At 67.5% G+C, this 20,025-nt stretch carries 21 protein-coding genes and 1 pseudogene; 12 read left to right on the forward strand and 10 right to left on the reverse strand.

Annotated elements, in window-relative coordinates; all coding sequences use genetic code 11:
- The first annotated feature begins 81 nt into the window (after positions 1–81).
- From G3N64_RS25690 to G3N64_RS25705, 4 genes are read left to right on the forward strand one after another with little or no spacing between them, the layout of a single operon-like run.
- On the forward strand, positions 82–1,599 hold the full coding sequence (locus G3N64_RS25690; protein WP_205786416.1) for a DUF4178 domain-containing protein: 1,518 nt from the start codon (positions 82–84) through the stop codon (positions 1,597–1,599).
- Positions 1,596–1,745: a hypothetical protein gene (locus G3N64_RS25695; protein ID WP_205786446.1), complete on the forward strand. Its 150-nt coding sequence runs from the start codon at positions 1,596–1,598 to the stop codon at positions 1,743–1,745. The genes G3N64_RS25690 and G3N64_RS25695 overlap by 4 nt, the downstream gene beginning before the upstream one ends.
- Entirely contained in the window at positions 1,742–2,125 is a 384-nt protein-coding gene (gene speD / locus G3N64_RS25700) for an adenosylmethionine decarboxylase (protein WP_205786417.1), read from the forward strand. The genes G3N64_RS25695 and speD overlap by 4 nt, the downstream gene beginning before the upstream one ends.
- Positions 2,126–2,151: 26 nt before the next feature.
- Positions 2,152–2,517, forward strand: a complete 366-nt coding sequence (locus G3N64_RS25705) for a hypothetical protein (RefSeq protein WP_205786418.1) — start codon at positions 2,152–2,154, stop codon at positions 2,515–2,517.
- Positions 2,518–2,605: 88 nt separating this feature from the next.
- Here G3N64_RS25705 and G3N64_RS25710 read toward each other — a convergent pair whose 3' ends face one another.
- Together G3N64_RS25710 and G3N64_RS25715 are read right to left on the reverse strand one after the other, a co-directional pair.
- Positions 2,606–3,493, reverse strand: coding sequence for a DUF4261 domain-containing protein (locus tag G3N64_RS25710; protein ID WP_205786419.1), 888 nt, complete (start codon positions 3,491–3,493; stop codon positions 2,606–2,608).
- Positions 3,494–3,706: 213 nt separating this feature from the next.
- Complete coding sequence (locus G3N64_RS25715) at positions 3,707–4,159, reverse strand: SRPBCC family protein (protein WP_205786420.1); 453 nt, start codon at positions 4,157–4,159, stop codon at positions 3,707–3,709.
- 181 nt (positions 4,160–4,340) lie between these two features.
- Between G3N64_RS25715 and G3N64_RS25720 the strand changes: the two genes are divergently transcribed.
- Positions 4,341–5,381, forward strand: coding sequence for a bifunctional nicotinamide-nucleotide adenylyltransferase/Nudix hydroxylase (locus tag G3N64_RS25720; RefSeq protein WP_205786421.1), 1,041 nt, complete (start codon positions 4,341–4,343; stop codon positions 5,379–5,381).
- Between the two features lie 73 nt (positions 5,382–5,454).
- Positions 5,455–6,888 (forward strand): nicotinate phosphoribosyltransferase, encoded by a 1,434-nt coding sequence (locus G3N64_RS25725; protein WP_205786422.1) that lies wholly within the window; start codon positions 5,455–5,457, stop codon positions 6,886–6,888.
- A gap of 36 nt (positions 6,889–6,924) precedes the next feature.
- Here G3N64_RS25725 and G3N64_RS25730 read toward each other — a convergent pair whose 3' ends face one another.
- Positions 6,925–7,791, reverse strand: coding sequence for an NmrA family NAD(P)-binding protein (locus tag G3N64_RS25730; protein WP_205786423.1), 867 nt, complete (start codon positions 7,789–7,791; stop codon positions 6,925–6,927).
- A gap of 180 nt (positions 7,792–7,971) precedes the next feature.
- Between G3N64_RS25730 and G3N64_RS25735 the strand changes: the two genes are divergently transcribed.
- The gene (locus G3N64_RS25735) at positions 7,972–8,880 is read left to right on the forward strand and encodes a LysR family transcriptional regulator (protein WP_205786424.1); all 909 of its coding nucleotides are present in this window, start codon (positions 7,972–7,974) and stop codon (positions 8,878–8,880) included.
- Positions 8,881–8,895: 15 nt separating this feature from the next.
- Here the strand turns inward: G3N64_RS25735 and G3N64_RS25740 are convergent, their stop codons facing one another.
- Entirely contained in the window at positions 8,896–10,353 is a 1,458-nt protein-coding gene (locus tag G3N64_RS25740) for a PLP-dependent aminotransferase family protein (protein WP_205786425.1), read from the reverse strand.
- 126 nt (positions 10,354–10,479) lie between these two features.
- On the opposite strand from G3N64_RS25740, the gene G3N64_RS25745 reads away from it, so the two are divergent.
- Entirely contained in the window at positions 10,480–11,367 is an 888-nt protein-coding gene (locus G3N64_RS25745; RefSeq protein WP_205786426.1) for a DMT family transporter, read from the forward strand.
- A 71-nt stretch (positions 11,368–11,438) separates the two neighbouring features.
- Here G3N64_RS25745 and lysA read toward each other — a convergent pair whose 3' ends face one another.
- On the reverse strand, positions 11,439–12,677 hold the full coding sequence (lysA, locus tag G3N64_RS25750) for a diaminopimelate decarboxylase (RefSeq protein WP_205786427.1): 1,239 nt from the start codon (positions 12,675–12,677) through the stop codon (positions 11,439–11,441).
- Between the two features lie 109 nt (positions 12,678–12,786).
- On the opposite strand from lysA, the gene G3N64_RS25755 reads away from it, so the two are divergent.
- Together G3N64_RS25755 and G3N64_RS25760 are read left to right on the forward strand one after the other, a co-directional pair.
- Positions 12,787–13,701: a LysR family transcriptional regulator gene (locus tag G3N64_RS25755; RefSeq protein ID WP_205786428.1), complete on the forward strand. Its 915-nt coding sequence runs from the start codon at positions 12,787–12,789 to the stop codon at positions 13,699–13,701.
- Between the two features lie 52 nt (positions 13,702–13,753).
- Complete coding sequence (locus G3N64_RS25760) at positions 13,754–14,353, forward strand: GNAT family protein (RefSeq protein ID WP_205786429.1); 600 nt, start codon at positions 13,754–13,756, stop codon at positions 14,351–14,353.
- A gap of 106 nt (positions 14,354–14,459) precedes the next feature.
- Here G3N64_RS25760 and G3N64_RS25765 read toward each other — a convergent pair whose 3' ends face one another.
- From G3N64_RS25765 to G3N64_RS39910, 3 genes and pseudogenes are all read right to left on the reverse strand, one after another.
- Positions 14,460–15,038 (reverse strand): DUF4142 domain-containing protein, encoded by a 579-nt coding sequence (locus G3N64_RS25765; RefSeq protein WP_205786430.1) that lies wholly within the window; start codon positions 15,036–15,038, stop codon positions 14,460–14,462.
- Positions 15,039–15,437: 399 nt separating this feature from the next.
- A complete protein-coding gene (locus G3N64_RS25770) occupies positions 15,438–16,061 on the reverse strand; it encodes an HAD hydrolase-like protein (protein ID WP_205786431.1) in 624 nt (207 codons plus the stop codon).
- 35 nt (positions 16,062–16,096) lie between these two features.
- A pseudogene (locus G3N64_RS39910) lies at positions 16,097–16,195 on the reverse strand (ABC transporter substrate-binding protein); the annotation flags it as partial.
- Positions 16,196–16,264: 69 nt separating this feature from the next.
- Here G3N64_RS39910 and G3N64_RS25775 point away from each other — a divergent pair.
- Complete coding sequence (locus G3N64_RS25775; RefSeq protein ID WP_205786432.1) at positions 16,265–16,708, forward strand: GNAT family N-acetyltransferase; 444 nt, start codon at positions 16,265–16,267, stop codon at positions 16,706–16,708.
- 57 nt (positions 16,709–16,765) lie between these two features.
- Positions 16,766–16,984, forward strand: a complete 219-nt coding sequence (locus G3N64_RS25780; RefSeq protein ID WP_006480837.1) for a DUF1653 domain-containing protein — start codon at positions 16,766–16,768, stop codon at positions 16,982–16,984.
- A 51-nt stretch (positions 16,985–17,035) separates the two neighbouring features.
- Here G3N64_RS25780 and G3N64_RS25785 read toward each other — a convergent pair whose 3' ends face one another.
- Together G3N64_RS25785 and G3N64_RS25790 are read right to left on the reverse strand one after the other, a co-directional pair.
- Entirely contained in the window at positions 17,036–18,247 is a 1,212-nt protein-coding gene (locus tag G3N64_RS25785) for a crosslink repair DNA glycosylase YcaQ family protein (RefSeq protein WP_205786433.1), read from the reverse strand.
- Between the two features lie 382 nt (positions 18,248–18,629).
- Complete coding sequence (locus tag G3N64_RS25790; RefSeq protein WP_205786434.1) at positions 18,630–20,018, reverse strand: MFS transporter; 1,389 nt, start codon at positions 20,016–20,018, stop codon at positions 18,630–18,632.
- Positions 20,019–20,025 lie beyond the last annotated feature (7 nt).

The raw sequence follows: 20,025 nt of genomic DNA on the forward strand, positions 1-20,025 counted from the left end.
TACAAGGGCCTCGTGACCGAAGACGAATATTCGCGCGCGAAGGCCGAGATCCTCGCAAAGCTCACGCGGTAAACGTCGCGCATGTTCAGTACCTCGTGCCCCCAGTGCGGCGCGCCGGTCGAGTTTCGCTCGGCGGCGGCGGTGATGGCCGTCTGCGCGTTCTGCCGCAGCACGCTGCTCAAGCGCGGGTCCGACGTCGAGCGCATCGGCGAGCTGGCCACGGTGCTCGACGATGCGTCGCCGATCCAGATCGGCACGGCCGGGCGCTACGACAAGCGTACGTTCACGGTGCTCGGGCGCATCCAGATGACCTACGACGCCGGCGCGTGGAGCGAGTGGTATGTCGTGTTCGACGACGGCACGTTCGGCTGGCTGTCGGATGCGTCGGGCCAGTATGCGATCACGGTGCGCGAGCCCGACGATGCATCCGGCGGCGCGCGGCCTGCGTTCGGCACGCTGGAACCGGGCATGCGGATCGATCACGCCGGCCGCGCGTTTCTCGTGTCCGACGTGCGCACCGCGCGCTGCACGGGTGGAGACGGCGAGCTGCCGTTCCGCGTCGATGCCGGCTGGGAGGCGCGCGTCGTCGACCTGCGCACCGGCAACGCGTTCGCGACCTACGACTATTCCGACGCCGATTCGAATGGCGGGAGCCCGGCCGTCTATACGGGCGAAGCGCTGGCGTTCGATGCGCTCGCGTTCACCGGGCTGCGCGATACCGAAAACGATACGCGCGGGAAGCGCGGTGCGGAGATGGTGCCGTTCGCGTGCCCGAGCTGCGGCGCGCCGCTGTCGTATGCGCCGAACGTCGCCGATTACGTCGTGTGCGGCAGTTGCCACGCGGGTGTGCAGTGCACGGCCGAGCAGCAGACCGTGTTCGCGGCGCAGCGCAAGCTCGAAGCCGTGAAGGGCGCGCTGGAGCTCGGTGCGATCGGCACGTTCGACGGCGTGAAGTACACGGTGATCGGGATGATGCGTTGCCGCGTGCCGGGCGACGAAGCGACGTGGGACGAATACCTGCTGCTGAACCCGCGGCGCGGTTTCCTGTGGCTCGTGCAGAGCGACGGGCGCTGGGAGCGCGTGCAGGTGCTCGACCAGTGGCCGACGATCGGCAGCGAGTCCGACCTGACCGATGGCGGCAAGACCTACCGCCTGCGCGAGGAATACGATTCGGAGGTCGTCTACGTGGTCGGTGCGTTCAACTGGCGCGTGCAGGTCGGCGATCGTACGTCGATCATCGACTACGGCTGGCAGAAGGACAAGCTGACGCGCGAGCGCAGCGACGCGGAGATCGTCTGGTCGCGCGCGCGGCCGCTGTCGGGCAGCACACTCGCCGAACGCTTCGGCACGCCGGCGCTCGCGACGGCCGCGGCTGCGGCGGCAACGGGTGCCGCTGCGTCGACGGGGCTGTTCGGCCGGCAAGGCCCGCACAGTTTCGCGCCGCTGCCGCTCGTGTTCAGCGCGCTGCTCGTGATCCTGAACATGGGCTCGCTGTTCTCGTTCAGCGGCCGCTCCTTCTACGTGCTGATCGGCCTGCTGGTGCTGTGGCTGCCTGAATGGCTGTGGAAGCGCTTTGCATCGGACGGGGGCAACGCGTGATCCGGTACATCCTCTACGGCCTCTACGGCCTGATCGTCGTCACGCTGTTCAGTTGCGCATCGATCGGCGGCAGCGGTTCAGGCGGCAGCGGCTGGGGCAGTTCGTCGGCCCGCAGCGGGTACTCGTCGTACGGGTCGCACAAATGACCGCGCGCGACGGGATCGCGTCACCGCGTGCGACGCTCGGCTCGCACGTGCTGGCGGACCTGGCCGGTATCGACGCGGCGTTGCTGCGCGACGCCGCCCGGCTCGAGTCGATTCTCACCGATGCGGCGCAACGCGCGGGCGCACGCGTGATCGGCGCGCATTTCCATCATTTCGGCGGCGAGCATGGCGTGACGGGCGTCGTGCTGCTCGCCGAATCGCACATCACGATCCACACGTGGCCCGAGCATCGCTTCGCGGCCGTCGACGCGTTCATGTGCGGCGCGGCGCGTGCGGCCGATGCGGTCGATGCGATCGCCGTCGCGCTCGGCACGCTGGCGCAGGTCCGGCAGCAGGTTGCGCGCGGCGGTGCGGCGACGTGAGCAGGCATGTCACTCCCTTGACCGGTATGCGTAACAGCATCCGGTTCGCTGCGTTGCTCGTCCTGGCGCTGCTGGCAGGCAACGCTGCCGCCGATGTGCTGCCGAAGCCGCCCGGGCCGGTCGTGATGGTTCACTTCGATTACTACGAGAAGGACAAGGCGCGCCTCCACGCGCTGGAGCAGCGGCTGGATCGCGCAGTGAAGCGGGCAGGGGCCGGCGAACTGGGCGAGACCGAGTTGCATCGCGATGGCAACGACGGTTACCTGTACTTCTATGGTGCGAGCGCCGATCGCCTGTACGCGATCGCGCGCCCGATCCTGAAATCGTCAGGATGGCTGACCGGTATGGAAGTCACGTTGCGCCGCGATACCGGTGCCGAGACGTTCCCGTGACGCAGGGACGGCGCACGCGGTTCGCGAAGCCTCGAACCCTCGAAGCGTTGAACCCGTGCACCGTGCAGCAAGATACGACGAAGTGAAATCAGCGATTGATCTGGTCCGCCGAGATCAGCTCGGCCACCAGCACCTGCGCGGGCCCCTGCAGGTAGTACTCGTGCTCGAGCGGTTCGCGCAGCTTCATGAACGTTTCCGCGCCGATCTGCATCGTTTCGCCCGCATGCATGCGGGCACCGCTTTCCAGCAGGTAATGCATCACGTTGTTGAAGATGCCCGAATAACGTTCGCCCTCGTGATGGCCTTCCGCGAGCGCGGCGAAATCGGGCAGGCCGAACACGTCGGCGCCATAGGTGCGCATCCACACGCCGTCGACGCCTTCGACTTCATATTTCACGAAGCCGCAGAAGAACAGGTTCAGCGGGATATCCCGCAGCACTTCGAGGCTTTCCTCGCCGAGTTCCTTCGCGTTGAAGACGCCGGCCGGCAATGACGTGTGCGCGTGCTCGTTCAGCACTGCGAGACCGTTCTGTTCGGCCAGCGCGCCCGCGACGGCTGCCAACGCGACATACTGGTCGAGCGGATTCGCTTCGTGTCCGGCGTAGTAGAGGATCACGTGGCTGCGGCTCGCGCGCACCTGCTGCTTCAGGTCCTGCCCGTAGTGCGCCGGCGCGACACACGCTTCCAGCGCGTCGGACGGATAGGGCGCATCGAAGCCGACCAGCCGGACGACGTGGGTGCCCCAGCCGGCAAGCCCGAATACCTGCTCCAGTGTCGGCTCGGTTTCGACGCGCGCCTGCTTCATGCTCGGGTGGTACGCGCGCAGCGCGGCCGTCAGCGCGGCGATATCGACCTTCAACGGGCCGTCGAAGACGACCGCGACGCTCAGCGGATTCTCGACGTCGGGTGCCGCGACCAGCGCGATGGGGTTTTCGGGTGCTTCCTTGCGGCCAAAGAATCGGGATATCAGGCTCATCGGATGAGGTTCGTGTCGAAGCCGTTGCAGGGAGGAGTGCCCCGTTCTCTCGGTCGGGGCTCGCCGTCAGGGTGACGGCCGCCCGTAGTTTCCCCGGGTTCGGTGAATCTGGCAAATGCGCGGTGAATGCCCGGCGGCGCGGCGGTGGCGGGTTCGAACCCATTCGGGAGGAGCTGGCGTAGATACGCCGGGCGTGCGGCCCGCGGTCGCCGGTCAGCGTGGCAGCGCTTCGGCTTCGGCCCAGCGCTTGAACGAATCGAGACGCCGGCGCGTCTGCACGAGATAGAACGCGCCGATCAGCGGTTCGAGCAGCCAGCGCAGCCAGGATGGCTGAGCACGGAAGTTGTACGTGAATTTCACCTCGGTCGTGCCGGGCGTGTGCTCGGTGAAGTTCCAGCTGCCGCTGAAGCATTCGAGCACTTTCGGCCCGTCGACCATTTCGACGGCCGCGACCTGCGGCGGACGGTACGAGATGTAGCGCGACACCATCGTCGCGCCCGACTGGCTGCGGCAGAACGCATCGACGCCGACGTCGGCCGCCATGCCGTCGAGCAGATAGGCGTCGGTGAGGAAGCTGTCCCACACGAGCCGCCGCGCGTAATCCTGCGACCACGTGAAGAGGCGTCTGCGATCGACGCCGACGGTCCGGCTGACTGAGATCCTCATGATGGCGGGTGCAATGACGCGGATTGGGATGAAATCGAGTGTAACCCGCCAATACCGCGCATTTCTTCAGACTTCGTCAAGTCGAGGATGGGCTCGATTGACGCCCTCCGGGATTTCCCCTAGGATTCGTTTCAACCCTTCGGGAAAGACCCGAAGCGTTTCAATCTCTTGAGGGAGCCTCATGAGTACGCAACAGAACCGGCGCTTCGACGCGCTCGTTTTCATTGGTCGTTTCCAGCCTCCGCATCGTGGTCACCTGAACGTGCTGAAGTCGGCACTGAGCCGGGCCGAGCGCGTGTGCGTGCTGATCGGGTCGACCGACAAGCCCCGCACCATCAAGGATCCGTTCTCGTTCGACGAGCGCCGCCAGATGCTGGCTTCGCTGCTCGACGCGTCCGAGCGCGACCGCGTCACGATCGCGCCGTTGCAGGATTCGACCTACAACGACGGCGACTGGGTGCGCTGGGTGCAGGACGCCGTCGCGTCCGCGCTCGGCGACATCGCGCAGCGCAAGGTCGGGCTGATCGGCCACGAGAAGGACGCCACTTCGTATTACCTGCGGATGTTCCCGCAATGGGAGCTCGTCGACGTCGATGCGACCGAAGACATTTCCGCCACCGAGATCCGCGACCAGTATTTCGCCGAACGCACCAACAGTTTCGTGCAGTGGGCCGTGCCGGAACCCGTGTTCGGCTGGCTCGAGCGTTTCCGTACGCAGCCGGAATTCGCGCAGCTGAAGTCGGAAGCCGAATTCATCGCCGCGTATCGCAAGGCATGGGCGGCCGCTCCGTATCCCGTCACGTTCGTGACGGTCGACGTGGTGGTCGTGCACTCGGGCCATATCCTGCTCGTGCGCCGCCGCAGCGAACCGGGCCGCGGCCTGTGGGCGCTGCCGGGCGGGTTCGTGAACCAGGACGAGCGGCTCGACGCGGCCTGTATTCGCGAACTGCGCGAGGAAACCGGGCTGAAGCTGCCCGAGCCCGTGCTGCGCGGTTCGATCAAGGATCGCCAGGTGTTCGATCACCCGACGCGTTCGCTGCGCGGCCGCACGATCACGCACGCGTGCCTGTTCAACTTCCCGACCGGCGAACTGCCGCGCGTGAAGGGCAGCGACGATGCCGACAAGGCGCGCTGGGTGCCGCTCAACGAATTCGCGCAGATGCGCAGCGTGATGTTCGAGGATCACTTCGACATCGCGTATCACTTCCTGGGGAAGCTGTGATCCGCTGATTCCCCGCATTCCGTCCGCCGCGACAGACGCGGCGGCACTTCAACGGCCTAGAGGAGCTCTAGCCATGCAAGACGATCTCGGCGGCTTTGCCGCGGTTCTCGCCAATCCGATCCTCAACACGGATTCGTACAAGGCTTCCCACTTCCTGCAGTATCCGCCCGACGCATCGGCGATGTTCTCGTACGTCGAATCGCGCGGCGGCCGCTACGACCGCACGGTGTTCTTCGGCCTGCAGATGCTGCTGAAGGACTATCTGTGCAAGCCGATCACGCACGCGATGATCGACGAAGCGCGCGATTTCTTCAAGGTGCACGGCGAGCCGTTCAACGAAGCGGGGTGGCGATACATCGTCGAACGCTACGACGGCTACCTGCCGGTGAAGATCCGCGCGGTGCCCGAGGGCTCGGTCGTGCCCGTGCACAACGTGCTGATGACGGTCGAATGCGACGACCCGCAGGTGTTCTGGCTCGCGTCGTATCTCGAGACGATGCTGCTGCGCGTGTGGTATCCGGTGACGGTCGCAACACGCAGCTGGCACTTGCGGCAGACGATCCGCCGCTTCCTCGAAAAGACCGACGACGATCTCGCGCAACTGCCGTTCAAGCTGCACGACTTCGGCGCGCGCGGCGTGTCGAGTGCGGAGTCGGCTGCGATCGGCGGTGCTGCGCACCTCGTGAATTTCATGGGCTCGGACACGGTGCTCGGCGTACTGGCCGCGAACCGCTTCTATCGCGAGCCGATGGCCGCGTACTCGGTGCCGGCGGCCGAGCACAGCACGATCACGTCGTGGGGCCGCGAACACGAAGCCGATGCGTACCGGAACATGATTCGCCGCTTTGGCCTGCCCGGTGCGATCGTTTCGGTCGTGTCGGACTCCTACGATCTGTTCGCGGCGCTCGATCTGTGGGGCGGCGAGCTTCGGCAGGCCGTGCTCGATTCGGGCGCGACGCTGGTCGTGCGTCCCGATTCGGGTGATCCCGTGGCGATCGTGCTGAAGACCGTGCGCGCGCTCGACGCGTCGTTCGGCTCGACCGTGAACGGCAAGGGGCGGCGCGTGCTGAATCGCGTGCGCGTGATCCAGGGCGACGGTGTCGACGAGCTGTCGATCGAAGCGATTCTTTCCGCGCTCGACGACGCGGGCTATGCGGCCGGCAACCTCGTGTTCGGCATGGGCGGTGCGCTGCTGCAGCAGGTGAACCGCGATACGCAGCGCTTCGCAATGAAGTGCTCGGCGATCCGGCGCGGCGGTGTGTGGCACGACGTCCGCAAGGATCCGGTCACCGATCAGGGCAAGCGCTCGAAGAAGGGGCGGCTCACGCTGCTGCGCAATTTCCGCACCGGTGAGTATCGGACGACGACGCTGCCAGCCGCGTGGGACGACCGGATGCTGGAAGGCGAATGGGAGGAGGCGCTGGTCACGGTGTTCGATACGGGGCGCCTGCTCGTCGATACGTCGTTTGCGGAAGTGCGGGCGAGGGCGCACGCGGGGGAGGTGTGAAGCAGGCGGCTGGGCATCCCGTCGCCTCATTCCTGCTCAGGCGGCGCGGGTGACGAGCGTGTGCAGCACGGCGTCTGCGTCGATGTTCCCCTTCAGGACATCAGCAGGCGCCGACGCGAAATCGATCCAGCCTTCATTGAAGCCGTCGAGCATGCGCATGCGCGGTTCGGGGTTGCGCATCCCCTGTGCGTCGAACAGGCCGGCCCACGTGTCGCGCGGGACGGCCTCGGCTTGCACGGGGCGCCCGAGCACGCGAGCGAACGCGGTGGCCAAGTCGTTCGGGCTGACGCGCCGCGGCCCTTCGAGTTCGACGATGCGTGCACCGGACCATTCGTCCTGCAGCAGGGTCGCCGCCGCGCGGCCGACGTCTTCGGTGGCGACCATCGGCACCGGTCGGTCGAGCGGCTGGAGAAGGCTGCGGATCACGCCGGCGTCCCGCGCGGTCGCGACGTCCCAGGCGGCGTTTTCGAGGAACCACGCGGGGCGCAGGAACGCGACAGGCATCGGCAGGTCGCCGAGCGCCTGCTCGATCATCGTCAACTGCGTCAACAGATTTACCTGTGCTGCCTGTGCGCCGATCGTCGACAGGCAGACGACCTTGCGCGGTCGCGCGGCGCGCAACGCCGCGCCGACGGCGTCGATCACGGCACGCGTCTCGGGGAATCCGGGCGCCGGATCGAAGCAGGGCGGTAGCAGCACGAATACGCCGTCCGTGTTAGAGAAGGTCGTCGTCAGCGAGGCGGTGTCGGTCATGTCGGCGAGTGCGACGTCACAGCCGCGCGCTGCCCACGGTGCGGCGCGATGGGCGTCGCGCGCGACGGCCCGTACGGGCCGGCCGGCGGTGAGCAACGTCCGGGCGAGCGCGCCGCCGACCTGTCCGGTGATGCCGGTAATGGCGTACATGGTTCGAAATCCTCATCGAGAAGTGGAGAAGACGCCTGCCGGAATGACCGGGCGCCGGATCGACGTATCGCGACCGGGCTTGCCGTCGCGATGCATCGGGTTGCATGATAGGGAGCGACGATTCCTGATGGAATCGAATCCATGTCATTTGATTGGTGATCTTTTGTCATGAGTGAAATCATGAGCATCGACGGGCGGATCCTGGCGAACGTGGGCGTGCTGGCCGCGATCGTCGAAAGCGGCAGCTTCGCGCGCGCGGCCGACGCGCTCGGCCTGTCGCCGTCCGGTGTCAGCCGGGCCGTGGGTCGGCTGGAGGCGCGCGTCGGCGTACGGCTGCTCGATCGCACGACGCGGTCGGTCACACTGACGGACGAAGGGCGCCGCCTGTACGAGGACATCGGCCCGTTGCTCGCCGGCATCGGCGATGCGGTCACGCTGGCCGCCGGTTCGGCCGCAGCCGTGCGCGGCAGGTTGCGTGTGAATGTCGACGCGTATTTTTCGCGGCGGGTGCTGGCGCCGCATCTTCCCGCGTTCCTGGCGCGCCATCCCGATCTGTCGCTTGAACTGGCGGCACGCGAGCAACTTGGCGATCTGGTCGCGGAAGGATTCGACGTCGCGGTGCGGTTCGGCGAACCGCCTTCATCGTCGCTGGTGGCCCGCAAGCTGCTGGAGACGCGGGCGGTGACGGTTGCCGCGCCCGCGTACGTGAAACGACACGGGCGCCCCGAGGCGCCTGCCGATCTCGTCGGCCATGCGTGCATCCAGATGCGCAACACGCTGACCGGCCAGCCGCTCGAATGGGTCTATCAGCTTGGCCGCAAGCGCGTGCCGGTGAAGACGACGGGCAGGCTGCTCGTCAACGACGCCGGCACGATGCTCGGCGCATGCCTGGCCGGCGCCGGCATAGCCCGCTTCAAGTCGAGCGGGGTGGCGGGGCTGATCGAACAGGGGCGGCTCGTCGAGCTGCTCGCGGATTGGCGCGGCGAGGCGTTCCCGCTGTTCGCGTACTATCCGTCGCGCCATCTACCGCCCGCGAAGGTGCGGGCGTTCGTCGATTTCGTCGCGGAGATCGTGTCGGCCGGCAGCTAGGGCGCTCGCCTGCCGTCACGATTCACGGGCGAGCACGTGCCCTGTCGTGTCCGCCGCCCGCACCGCTTCCATCGCCCGCGCCAGCGCATCGAACACCGCCGGCCCCTTGCAGCGCGACACGTTGAAGCGCAGGTACGACGTCGCGCCGTGCGACGCGCTGAACACGTTGCCGGGCGCGAGCACCACGTCGTGGTCCAGCGCATGGCGCGCGACGCGCGCGGCGTCGAGCCCGTCGGGCAACGCCGCCCACACGAACAGGCCGCCGCGCGGCTCCGTCCAGATCCGCAGCCCGGCGCGCGTGACGCGGCGCAGCGTTTCGCCCATCGCGTCCGCGAGGCGCGCGCGCAGGCTGTCGACATGGCGCCGGTACGTGCCGTCGACGAGCAGCCGGTGGACGACGTTCGCACCGATCTGCGCATGGCCGAACGACGTCGCGAGCTTCAGGTCGACGAGCGCCTCGATCCATTCCGGGCGCGCGGCAACGTAGCCGCAGCGGATCGCAGCCGACAGCGTCTTCGAAAAGCTGCCGATCGACACGACGCGCGACAGCCCGTCGAAGGCCGCGAGACGCGGCGCGGGCGTGCTCTCGAAATCCGCGAAGATGTCGTCTTCGACGATCAGCAGGCCATGCCCGGCCGCGAGCGTCAGCAGCCGGTGCGCGACGGGCGCCGCGAGCGTCGCGCCGGTCGGGTTGTGCAGCGCCGCGTTGGTGATGTACAGGCGCGGCCGGTGCTCGGCGAGCACCTGCTCGAAGCGCGCAAGGTCCGGGCCGTTCGGCGTATACGGGACGCTGACGATCCGCGCACGGTGCGCGCGCAGCAGTGCCTGGAAGTTGAAGTAGCACGGATCGTCGAGCACGACCGTGTCGCCAGGCTCCAGCAGCAGGCGGCAGACGAGATCGAGTGCATGCGAGCCGCCGTCGGTCAGCATGATCTGCGCGGGTTCGGCCTGGACGCCGTGCTGCGCGAGCCGCCATGCGAGCTGCTGGCGCATCGCGGGCAGGCCGAGCGGCGTGGCGTAGTCGGTCAGCGCGTCGGATTCGTCGCGCGACGCGGCGCGCAGCGCGCGGCGCAGGCTCTCGTCCGGCAGCCACGACGGCGGCAGCCATCCGCAACCGGGCTTCACGGACGTCGGCGCCGCCTCGAGCGACTGGCGCGACAGCCATAGCGGATCGAGCCCGCGATCGAGGCGCGGGCCGAGATCGGCGAGCGCGAGCGGCGGCGCGTGTCCCGACACATAGAAACCCGAGCCGCGCCGCGCGACGAGCACGCCTTCGCTCGCGAGCCGCTCGTATGCATCGACGACCGTCGATTTCGATACGCCCAGCCCGTCCGCCATCATCCGGATCGACGGCACGCGCGCGCCCGGCATCAGCGCACGGCTCGCGATCCGTGCGCGCAACGTATCCATCACGGTTTCCACGCGCGTGCGCGACGGGGTGGGCGGAACGGGAAGCGGGGCGGCCTGGCTCATGGCGAAGAATGAACTGTACGGCGGGTTGTCCAGTACAGTTTGTCCGAATTGTATTGGGCTGTAGCTTACGCGCTTTTCACGGGCGGCGGATCATCGGAGATCCCCTTTCCCCGTTCAGGATTTCCCGTGCAAAAGACGACCGACGGATGGCTCAGCGGCCTGCTGGGCGTGATCATCTTCAGTGGCTCGCTGCCCGCGACGCGTGTCGCGGTGCAGGGGCTCGACCCGCTGTTCCTCACGTTCGCGCGCGCGACGATCGCCGGTGCGCTCGGCCTGCTGCTGCTCGTCATGCTGAAGCAGCGGCGGCCGACGCGTGCCGAGGCCGTGTCGCTGGCCATCGTCGCGCTCGGGGTCGTGGTCGGTTTTCCGTTGCTGACGGCGCTCGCGCTGAAGCACGTGACTTCCGCGCACGCGATCGTGTTCGTCGGGCTGCTGCCGCTCGCGACCGCGCTGTTCGGCGTGTGGCGCGGCGGCGAACGGCCGCGGCTGCCGTTCTGGATCTTCTCGATCGTCGGCAGCGGTGCGGTGGCCGCGTTTGCGCTGCGCAACGGCGGCCAGGCGTCGGTGATCGGCGATGCGCTGATGCTCGCCGCGATCGTCGCATGCGGGCTCGGTTACGCGGAAGGCGCGCGCCTGTCGCGCGAGCTCGGCGGGTGGCAGGTGATCTCGTGGGCGCTCGTGCTGTCGCTGCCGTTGATGTTGCCGCTCACGTGGCTCACCTGGCCCGCGACGTTCGACGGCGTCGAGACCGCCGCGCTGTGGGGCCTCGCATACGTGTCGCTGTTCAGCATGCTGATCGGCTTCGTGTTCTGGTATCGCGGGCTTGCGCTCGGCGGGATCGCGGGCGTCGGCCAGTTGCAGCTGCTGCAGCCGTTCTTCGGCTTGCTGCTGGCAGCCGGGCTGCTGCACGAGACGGTGCCGCCGTCGATGGTCGTGGTGACGCTCGTCGTGGTCGGCTGCGTGGCGGGCGCGAAGTATTTCTCGAAGATGGCGCCCGTGCAGCGCGCGGGGTGACGGGCGCGCCTGAACGAAGGCGCGGGCGCGGCCGGTCGAGGGCCCGCGCGCCCCGTTCCGTGATGCGCGCGTTACTCGAACGTCTCGAGCGCGAGCAATTCGTCGATCGTCTGCCGGCGGCGGATCAGCCGCGGCGTGCCGCGATCGACGAGCACTTCCGGCGCGAGCGGCCGGCTGTTGTAGTTCGAAGACATCGACGCGCCGTACGCGCCCGCGTCGTGCAGGAACAGCAGGTCGCCGATCTGCGGCTGCGCCAGCTTGCGGTGCGTGACCACGCCGCCCGCGTCCTGCGTGAACACGTCGCCCGATTCGCACAGCGGCCCCGCGATCGCGAGATCGACGAGCGGCCGGCCGGCAGGCAGCGCGCCGTCGTGCGCGTGCACGGACACCGCGTGGTAGCTGCCGTACATCGACGGGCGCATCAGGTCGTTGAAGCCCGCGTCGATCAGCACGAAATCGTGCTTCGGCCGGCGGTTGACGGCCTGCACTTCGGTCACGAGCGTGCCGGCCTCGGCGACGAGGAAGCGGCCCGGTTCGATCTCGATGCGCACCGGGTGGCCGAGATGCCGTTCGATCCGCTTGCGTGCGGCGTCCCACTGGCTGAAGTAGTGACCGACGTCGACGCGCGGCTCGCCGTCGCGATACGGGATCGACAGGCCGCCGCCGGCCGAGATCGCGTCGATGTCATGGCCGAGCGACGTGACGAGATCGACCATCGCATCGCACACCTGCGACAGGTGGCCGTAGTCGACGCCCGAACCGATATGCATGTGGATGCCGACGAGCTTCAGCCCGTACTGGCGCACGATCTCGAGCGCGCGCGGCACGTCGTCGATCCAGATGCCGTGCTTGCTCTGCGGGCCGCCGGTGTTGGTCTTGTTGCTGTGGCCGTGGCCGAAACCGGGGTTGACCCGCAGCCACACGCGGTGGCCCGGTGCATGCTCGCCGATGCGCGCGAGCATGTCGAGCGAACCGGCGTTGACGGTCACGCCGTGCTTCAGCACGGCCGCGAGCGTCGGGCGGTCGATCAGGTCGGCCGTGAACACGACGCCTTCCGGCTCGCCGGCGGGGCTGAACCCGGCCGCGAGGCTACGCTCGATCTCGCCGAGCGACACCGCATCGACGCACGCGCCTTCGTCGCGCATCAGCTTCAGGATATGGATGTTCGAGTTCGCCTTCTGCGCATAGCGGATCACGTCGAACTGACGCAGTTGGGCGATGCGGTCACGGATGACGTCGGCGTCGTACACCCACAGCGGGGTGCCGTATTGCTGCGCGAGCGTCGCGAGCTGGCGGGAATCGAGGGACATGGCAGATGAATCGGAACGAATGAACGGATAGCGTGAATGATGCGCCTGATCGGCTATACAGTAAAATGCCTGTTTATCGATATTCGATTCATATCTGATATAGAAGATCATGCTCACGCACCGCCATATCGAGGTCTTTCGCGCGCTGATGGTCACCGGCAGCACGACGCGCGCGGCCGAGATGCTCTATACGTCGCAACCGACGATCAGCCGCGAGCTCGCCCGAATGGAGCAGGTCGTCGGCTTCGCGCTGTTCGAGCGCACGCACGGCCGGCTGCGGCCGACGATGGCCGCGCTCACGCTGTTCGACGACGTGCGGCTCGCGTATGTGGGGCTGGAACGTGTTGCGGAGACGGCCGCGCGGCTGCGCGAGTTTCGCGACGGTCAACTGTCGGTGATCGCGCTGCCGGCGTTCTCGCACGCGATCCTGCCCGGCGCGTGCCGGCGCTTCAACGAGAAGCACGCGGGCGTCAGCGTGTCGGTTGCGACGCAGGAATCGCCGGTGCTCGAAGAGTGGCTGACCGCGCAGCGTTACGACCTCGGGCTGACCGAGCGCGACGTCGCGCCGGCCGGCACCGTGCTCACGCCGCTGCTCGAAGTCGACGAAGTGTGCGTGCTGCCCGACGGCCATCCGCTGCTCGCGCAGGACGCGATCGATCTGCTGGATCTCGCCGATCGCCCGTTCGTGAGCCTGTCGCTGAACGATCCGTACCGCATCCTGATCGACGAGGCGTTCGCGCAGCTCGGCGTGGCGCCGCGTTCGGTCGTCGACACACCGTCGGCCGTGTCGGTGTGCGCGTTCGTGCGGCAGGGGCTCGGTGCCGCGATCGTCAATCCGCTGACCGCGCTCGACTTCGTCGGGCGCGACCTGCACGTGCGGCCGCTCACGCGGTCGTTTCCGTACCGGGTCAGCGTGATCGTGCCCGAGCACCGGCCGACGAGCCTGCTCCTCGACGCGTTTGCCGGCGCACTGCGCGGCGAGGCGAAGGCGATCCGCCGCCGGCTGGCCACGCTCCTCGGCTGAGGCGGCCGTATGATGGGCGTCTCGCCGTCGTCGTCTCTTTCCGGAACCCTTCATGACCGACGTTTCTGCTTCCCTCGAACAACCGATCCTCACCGGCGAACGCGTCGAACTGAAGCCGCTCGACCGATCCGACCGGCAGGCGCTGCTGGACGCTGCCGCCGACGGCCAGCTGTGGAATCTGAAAGTCACGGTCGTGCCGGGCCCGGACACGATCGACGCCTATATCGACAGCGCATTGCAGGGGCGTGCGGCCGGCACCGTGATGCCGTTTGCGATCGTCGATCGCGCATCGGGCCGCGTGATCGGCAGCACGCGCTTCTGGAAGATCGATCGCAAGAACCGCAAGCTCGAGATCGGCCATACGTGGCTGAGCGAATCGGCGCAGCGCACGCGCGCGAATACCGAAGCGAAATGGTTGCTGCTGGGTTACGCGTTCGACGTGCTGCAATGCGTGCGCGTGCAATTCACGACCGACGAGCTGAACGAGAAATCGCGCGCGGCGATCCTGCGGCTCGGTGCGAAGCAGGAGGGCATCGTGCGTCACGAGCGGATCATGCCGGATGGCCGCAAGCGCAATTCGGTGCGCTTCAGCATCATCGACGACGAATGGCCGGAAGTGCGTGCGCGGCTGTTGGCGAAGCTCGCGCCGTAACGTGTAACGGGTGTCGTTTGACGTGCGTCGCGCCGCCGGAACGGGAGCGGCGACGCGACGACGGGGGACGCCATGCGCCGCGCACGATGCGCGGCGCTGCGGCGCGTTACTGCGCCGAGGCGAGGTGGTGGCGTTCCGCGAGCTTCTGCGCGTCCGCGTAGTGCTTCTGCAGGATCGGCAGCGACTGGCGGGCGACCTCCTTCAGCTTCGTGTCGCGGCCCGATGCGATCTCGGCCTGGAATGCCGAGATGGCCTTCTGCTGGCCGGCGAGCGCGACCTGCTCGATATACGCCTTGTCGAACTCGGCGCCGCGCAGGGTCTTGATGCTGTTCAGCACGGCCGTGTCGGGGTCGTTGGCCGGCACGTCGATACCGCGCGGGCTGGCTGCGCGCATCGCCTGGATGATCTTTTCATCGTCGGCCGACACGCGTTGCGCGAATGCCTTGACCTGGCTGTCCGCCGTGCGCGCATCGGCGATGCGTGCCGCGTCGTGCTGCGTCGAGATGGTCTTCGTGCCGTCCGTGATGAACGTCTGGTCGGCTTCGTGGATACGTGTCGCGGCAGCGGCCGGTGCCGCCGGTGCGGCGGGTGCCGGTTGTGCGGTTTGCGCGGTCGCCGTCACGGCGACGAGAAGCAGGCCGGCGGCAGACAAAGCAAGGCGCGAGATGTGGGGAAAGCGGTTCATGTGACCTCCTTTCGATCGGGGCTCTGGTTGAAAAACGGATCATGTGATCCGTCGCTGTGCGAGAGACCGGGCGCGCCCGGGCCGGATTCGACCGCCGCTCTGCCGCGGCGCCGGTCGAAGTGTTTCCCGGCCCGACTGATTCTAGGAGAGCGATCCGGTAGCAGGTGCAACCGCGCTGTGGTTTGTGTAACGGTTGGTAAGACGGACCGATGAGCAAGAACGTCGGCAGGTATTGCGTACCTGTTGCGTGCGCGACGGCAGCAATTTTTGCGCGCACGGGGCATGCGCGATGCGCGTGTGTGTCATCTGTATTGCATCGTCGTGCTGTCGTGTCGTGTCGTGTCGTGTCGTGCGCGTCGAGCGACGCGGCGAGCCGGACGCACGATGCGCGCGAATGCATCACACGCGATCGAGCAGTGCGTCGAGACGAGGCAGCAATGGCGTCGCGCAATGCGCCTGCAACGCGTCCGGCGCGGTGTAGCCCCACGCGACGCCCTGGAATGCGATGCGTGCGCGCCGTGCCGCGTCGGCGTCGCGGATTTCATCGCCGACGTACAGCACTTCGTCGTTACGCACGCCGGCCTCATGAACGAGTGCGCGCAGGCGACGTGCCTTGCCGAACAGCGGAATGCCGCATGCGAAATGCTCGACACGGCTGCTGGCGCGCGGGCCGAGCCGGTCGCGCACGATCTCTTCGGTGTTCGACGTGGCGATCGCAATGCGGATGCCGCGCGCGGCGAGCGCATCGAACGTTTCGTCGACGCCGGGGAACAATGCCACTTGCGCGATGCGCGGCCGCATCAGGCGACGCATGTCGATCGTCACGCGCGGCACTTTCCACATCGGCACGTCGAGCGCGCGAATGATGTCGCGGGCCGACATGCCGCGCAGCGCCGGGCGCAGCTCGGGCGTGGCGTCGCGAAAGTCGTGCATGCGCGACGCTTCCGACAGCGCCGCGAGAAAGCTGTCGAGCGAATCGGCGAGCGTGCCGTCGAAGTCGAATGCGATGAGGCGGAAGGGCATGAAGCGGCGTGGCGGGTTGATTGGGCAGCCGACATTGTCACCGAATCGAGCTCCGTCGCCCGCATGGTCGATTGCGCCTGCGGCGACGCCAGATAGTCGAGCAGCTTCTTCGCCTCTTCCGGATGAGCCGCGCCGCTTGTAGCCCCTCACGCCGCGCGGTATCGTCAACGTTTCGCCTTCCACGACCCCGACCGGAGACCGACGTGCCCGCTGCCACTCCCGCCACGCTGAGATTTTCCACCGACAAGCGCGAACTCGACGTCGACGCGATCTTCGACTTCCTGCATCGCGACGCGTACTGGTCGCAGGGCATTCCGCGCGACGTGGTCGAGCGTGCGATCGAGGGCTCGCTATGCTTCGGCGCCTACGTGGGCGACCGGCTCGTCGGCTTCGCGCGGCTCGTGACCGATCATGCGACGTTCGCGTACCTGTGCGACGTGTTCGTGCTGCCGGCCGAACGCGGCAACGGCTACGGCCGCGCGCTGATCGACCACGTATTCGCGCAGGAGATGGTGCAGGGCCTGCGCCGCATCATGCTCGTGACGTCCGATGCGCACGAGCTGTACCGGCCGGTCGGCTTCGGGCCGTCCGCGAATCCCGAGCGGGTGATGGAGATCCGCCGCCCGGACATCTACGCGAAACGCTGACGCGCGGCGCAGCGCATACAATACGCGCTTTCCGTTTTTGCCGAAGAGAAGCCCATCATGACCGAACAGGAAGCCGAACAGCTCGCGACGCATCGCCATTACAAGGGCGGGCTGTACCGCTACATCGGCGTTGCCCGCCATTCCGAAACCGAGGAATCGGTGGTCGTGTACGAACACCTGTGGCCGCATGCGCGCGGGCTGTGGGTACGGCCGGAAGCGATGTTCAACGGGAACCTCGAAGACGGCACGCCGCGTTTCCGCAAGCTGCGCGACTGATTGGCGGCCGGCGGCGCGCGGCGCCGCTGTGCCAGCCGGCTGCGTGAACGACTACGCGCCGGCCAGCGCCTTCACCAGCTCCGGCGGAGCCTGCCCGACCGTGACTTCCGGCGTGCCGTGCCATGCCGCGAGTTTCTTCACCGCCTTCGCGACATCGGCTGCGAGCCCCGTGCCGAGCCGCACGCCCGGCTCGACATGCACGGCCTTCAGTTCGAACGTACCGAGCGTGCGATGCGCCTTCGCGTCGATGCGCCCGACCAGCCGGCCGCGATGCAGCACGGGCAGGCAGAAATAGCCGTAACGCCGCTTGTGCCCGGGCGTATAGCATTCGATCGTGTAATCGAAATCGAACAGCGTCGACGCACGCCGCCGGTCCCATACGACCGGGTCGAACGGCGACAGCAGCGTCGTGACCGTCGAGCGCAGCGTGTCGGCCTCGGCGGCCGGCAGCAGCGCTTCGAGCGAGCGATGCACGTAGGCCGGCTCCTTCCAGTCCTCGATGGTCATCGGGATCAGGTCGCCCGCGTCCGCGAGCTGCTCGAGCTCCGCGCGGTACGAACGGCGCGGCAGCCGATAGTAGTCGGCCACCCAGTCCGCACGCACGACACCGAGCGCGCGGCACGTGTAGTCGAGCAGCGCGGGCAGCACGGCGTGGCGCGGCGGCAGGTCGCGCGTGTCGTCCCAATCGGGCAGCACGCGCTCGCGCACGTCGTACACGCGCTGGAAATTGCGGCGTTCCGACACCATCAGGTCGCCCGTCGTGAACAGCACTTCCAGGTGACGCTTCTCGGGCTTGCGATCCCACCAGCCGTTGCCTTTCACGCCATCCTCGCGGGCGAAATCGGCCGACCGTACGGGGCCGTCGGCGCGAATCCGCGCGAGCAGCCGGTCGATGTCGGGACGATTCTGCTCGTGCCATTCGGCCGCGTACTTCCAGCCCATCCCCGACGGATCGAGCATCTTGTAGCGCATCAGGCCGAACTGCTCGACCGGCAGGAAGCACGCTTCGTGCGACCAGTATTCGAACAGGCGCGCCTCGGCGAGATGTTCGTCGAGCCACTGCGGCGAGAAATCGCCGAGACGGCTGAACAGCACGAGATACGGGCTGCGCGCGACGACGTGGATGGTATCGATCTGCAGCTGCGCCATCCGGCGGATCGTGTCGAGCACGTCGGATTTGGTTGCCTTGCGGCGGGGCGGCGTCAGCAGGCCTTGCGCGGCGAGGTGCAGCGCGCGGGCGGCGGCGGTCGAGAGCGTAAGCATCGGAAGGGCGGCCGGGAGTGATGGTCGGGAACCACTTTAGCGCGAAAGCGGCGCGCGCGTGCGACGTGCCGATGCACCGTGTCTGACAATGGTTGACAGATGCATTTCGCAAGTTTCCCTATAGTGCAGTGCATGGCGCGACGCTCAATACGCGCAACGATTTTGCTTCCGACGCACATATGTCCATGGCACGCAGGAAGCGAATCCGGGATTCTCAACCCCCATCGGGAGACCCGGAGCCCTGAGCGGACATCCATGCGGCTGTGCACCGGCCCCGTGTGGATGTCCGCTGATTTTTTTGTTTTTCCGGTTTCCTTCGCGGGCGGCTTTTCTCTCTGCCCGTTCTGCCCCTTTCGCTATTTCCCGCTCGTCTGCCTGATTGCTATTGCCGCTTGCCGCGCGCGACTTCGTCGCCGGCGCCGGGCGGCAGCCGCCGCGTGATCGGAATCGACGCGAACGAGCACAGCCCGACCACGACGAACGCGGGCCAGAAATCCGACCACACCATCTTCTGATGACCCTGCAGCCAGTGCGAAATGTGCAGCACGAGGCCGGCCACCGTCACGCCAAGACCAAGCGACATCTGCTGCACGACGCTGCCGAGGCTCGTCGCGCGGCCCGCGTCGCGCGGCGAGATGTCCGCGTAGATCATCGAGTTCAGGCTCGTGAACTGCAGCGCGGGGAAGATGCCGCCGACGAGCACGATCAGCCAGATCGCCCAGGTCGCCATGCCGGGATGGAACACGCCGTACGCGGCGATCGCGAGCCCTGCGAATGCCGCGTTGTAGATCAGCACCGTGCGGAAGCCGAAGCGGCGCAGCGTGTGGGTGGCCGTCGAGCGGCTCATCGCGCCGCCGAACGCGGATGCGCACGTGATGAGCCCCGAGTGGAACGCGCTCATGCCGAGCCCTTCCTGCAGCGCGAGCGGCAGCAGGAACGGCACCGCGCCGAGGCCGATGCGGAACAGCGACCCGCCGACGACGCTCGCGTGATACGTCGGGATCTTGAGGAAGCTGAGGTCGAGCACCGGGCGCTCCTTGCGGCGCGCGTACGGCACGTAGAGCGCGAGCAGGGCGGTGCCGGCCACGCACATGACGAGCGCATTCGAGCGCGACGTGAGCGAACCGTCGATCAGCGTAAGACCCATCAGCAGCAACGCGGCGCCGCTGGCCGACAGCAGGAAGCCGAACCAGTCGAGCGGGCCCGGATCGGGTTCGCGCGTATTCGCGATGTGCTTGCTCGCGAGGTAGATCCCGTAGATGCCGATCGGCACGTTGATGAAGAAGATCATCCGCCAGTGCAGGTAGGTCGTGATGAAGCCGCCGACGAGCGGCCCGACCGTGGGCCCGAACAGCGCGGGAATCGCAAGGTAGTTCATCGCCCGGACGAGATCCGAGCGCGGCACTGCGCGGAAGATGATGATGCGGCCGACGGGCACCATCATCGCGCCGCCGACGCCCTGGATGAAGCGTGCGAACGTGAGCACGCCGAGGGAACTGGATGCTGCGCACATCAGCGACCCGACGACGAAGATGCCGATCGCGGTGCGGAACACGGCGCGTGCGCTGAAGCGGTCGGCCAGCCAGCCGCAGATTGGAATGAACACACCGAGCCCGACCACGTAGGCGGTGATCGCAATGTTCAACGTGACGGGGCTGTGCCCGAAGTCCCTCGCCATCGCGGGGAGTGCGGTGACGATGATGTTCGCGTCGACGCTTTCCATGAACAACGCACAGGCAACGATGAGCGGTGCTAGAAAGACGGGCGACATGGGCTGG

The sequence above is a fragment of the Burkholderia sp. Ac-20344 genome, from assembly GCF_017104975.1.
Lineage (GTDB): Bacteria > Pseudomonadota > Gammaproteobacteria > Burkholderiales > Burkholderiaceae > Burkholderia.

Coding starts and splice junctions, on each gene's coding strand:
- lysA (WP_205786427.1), bottom strand. CDS start 12,677: ATGTCCCTCGATTCCCGCCAGCTCGCGACGCTCGCGCAGCAATACGGC.
- G3N64_RS25735 (WP_205786424.1), top strand. CDS start 7,972: ATGAGCATCGACGGGCGGATCCTGGCGAACGTGGGCGTGCTGGCCGCG.
- G3N64_RS25710 (WP_205786419.1), bottom strand. CDS start 3,493: ATGAGCCTGATATCCCGATTCTTTGGCCGCAAGGAAGCACCCGAAAAC.
- G3N64_RS25725 (WP_205786422.1), top strand. CDS start 5,455: ATGCAAGACGATCTCGGCGGCTTTGCCGCGGTTCTCGCCAATCCGATC.
- G3N64_RS25785 (WP_205786433.1), bottom strand. CDS start 18,247: ATGCTTACGCTCTCGACCGCCGCCGCCCGCGCGCTGCACCTCGCCGCG.
- G3N64_RS25730 (WP_205786423.1), bottom strand. CDS start 7,791: ATGTACGCCATTACCGGCATCACCGGACAGGTCGGCGGCGCGCTCGCC.
- G3N64_RS25765 (WP_205786430.1), bottom strand. CDS start 15,038: ATGAACCGCTTTCCCCACATCTCGCGCCTTGCTTTGTCTGCCGCCGGC.
- G3N64_RS25790 (WP_205786434.1), bottom strand. CDS start 20,018: ATGTCGCCCGTCTTTCTAGCACCGCTCATCGTTGCCTGTGCGTTGTTC.
- G3N64_RS25780 (WP_006480837.1), top strand. CDS start 16,766: ATGACCGAACAGGAAGCCGAACAGCTCGCGACGCATCGCCATTACAAG.
- G3N64_RS25690 (WP_205786416.1), top strand. CDS start 82: ATGTTCAGTACCTCGTGCCCCCAGTGCGGCGCGCCGGTCGAGTTTCGC.
- speD (WP_205786417.1), top strand. CDS start 1,742: ATGACCGCGCGCGACGGGATCGCGTCACCGCGTGCGACGCTCGGCTCG.
- G3N64_RS25755 (WP_205786428.1), top strand. CDS start 12,787: ATGCTCACGCACCGCCATATCGAGGTCTTTCGCGCGCTGATGGTCACC.
- G3N64_RS25705 (WP_205786418.1), top strand. CDS start 2,152: ATGCGTAACAGCATCCGGTTCGCTGCGTTGCTCGTCCTGGCGCTGCTG.
- G3N64_RS25715 (WP_205786420.1), bottom strand. CDS start 4,159: ATGAGGATCTCAGTCAGCCGGACCGTCGGCGTCGATCGCAGACGCCTC.
- G3N64_RS25770 (WP_205786431.1), bottom strand. CDS start 16,061: ATGCCCTTCCGCCTCATCGCATTCGACTTCGACGGCACGCTCGCCGAT.
- G3N64_RS25740 (WP_205786425.1), bottom strand. CDS start 10,353: ATGAGCCAGGCCGCCCCGCTTCCCGTTCCGCCCACCCCGTCGCGCACG.
- G3N64_RS25760 (WP_205786429.1), top strand. CDS start 13,754: ATGACCGACGTTTCTGCTTCCCTCGAACAACCGATCCTCACCGGCGAA.
- G3N64_RS25720 (WP_205786421.1), top strand. CDS start 4,341: ATGAGTACGCAACAGAACCGGCGCTTCGACGCGCTCGTTTTCATTGGT.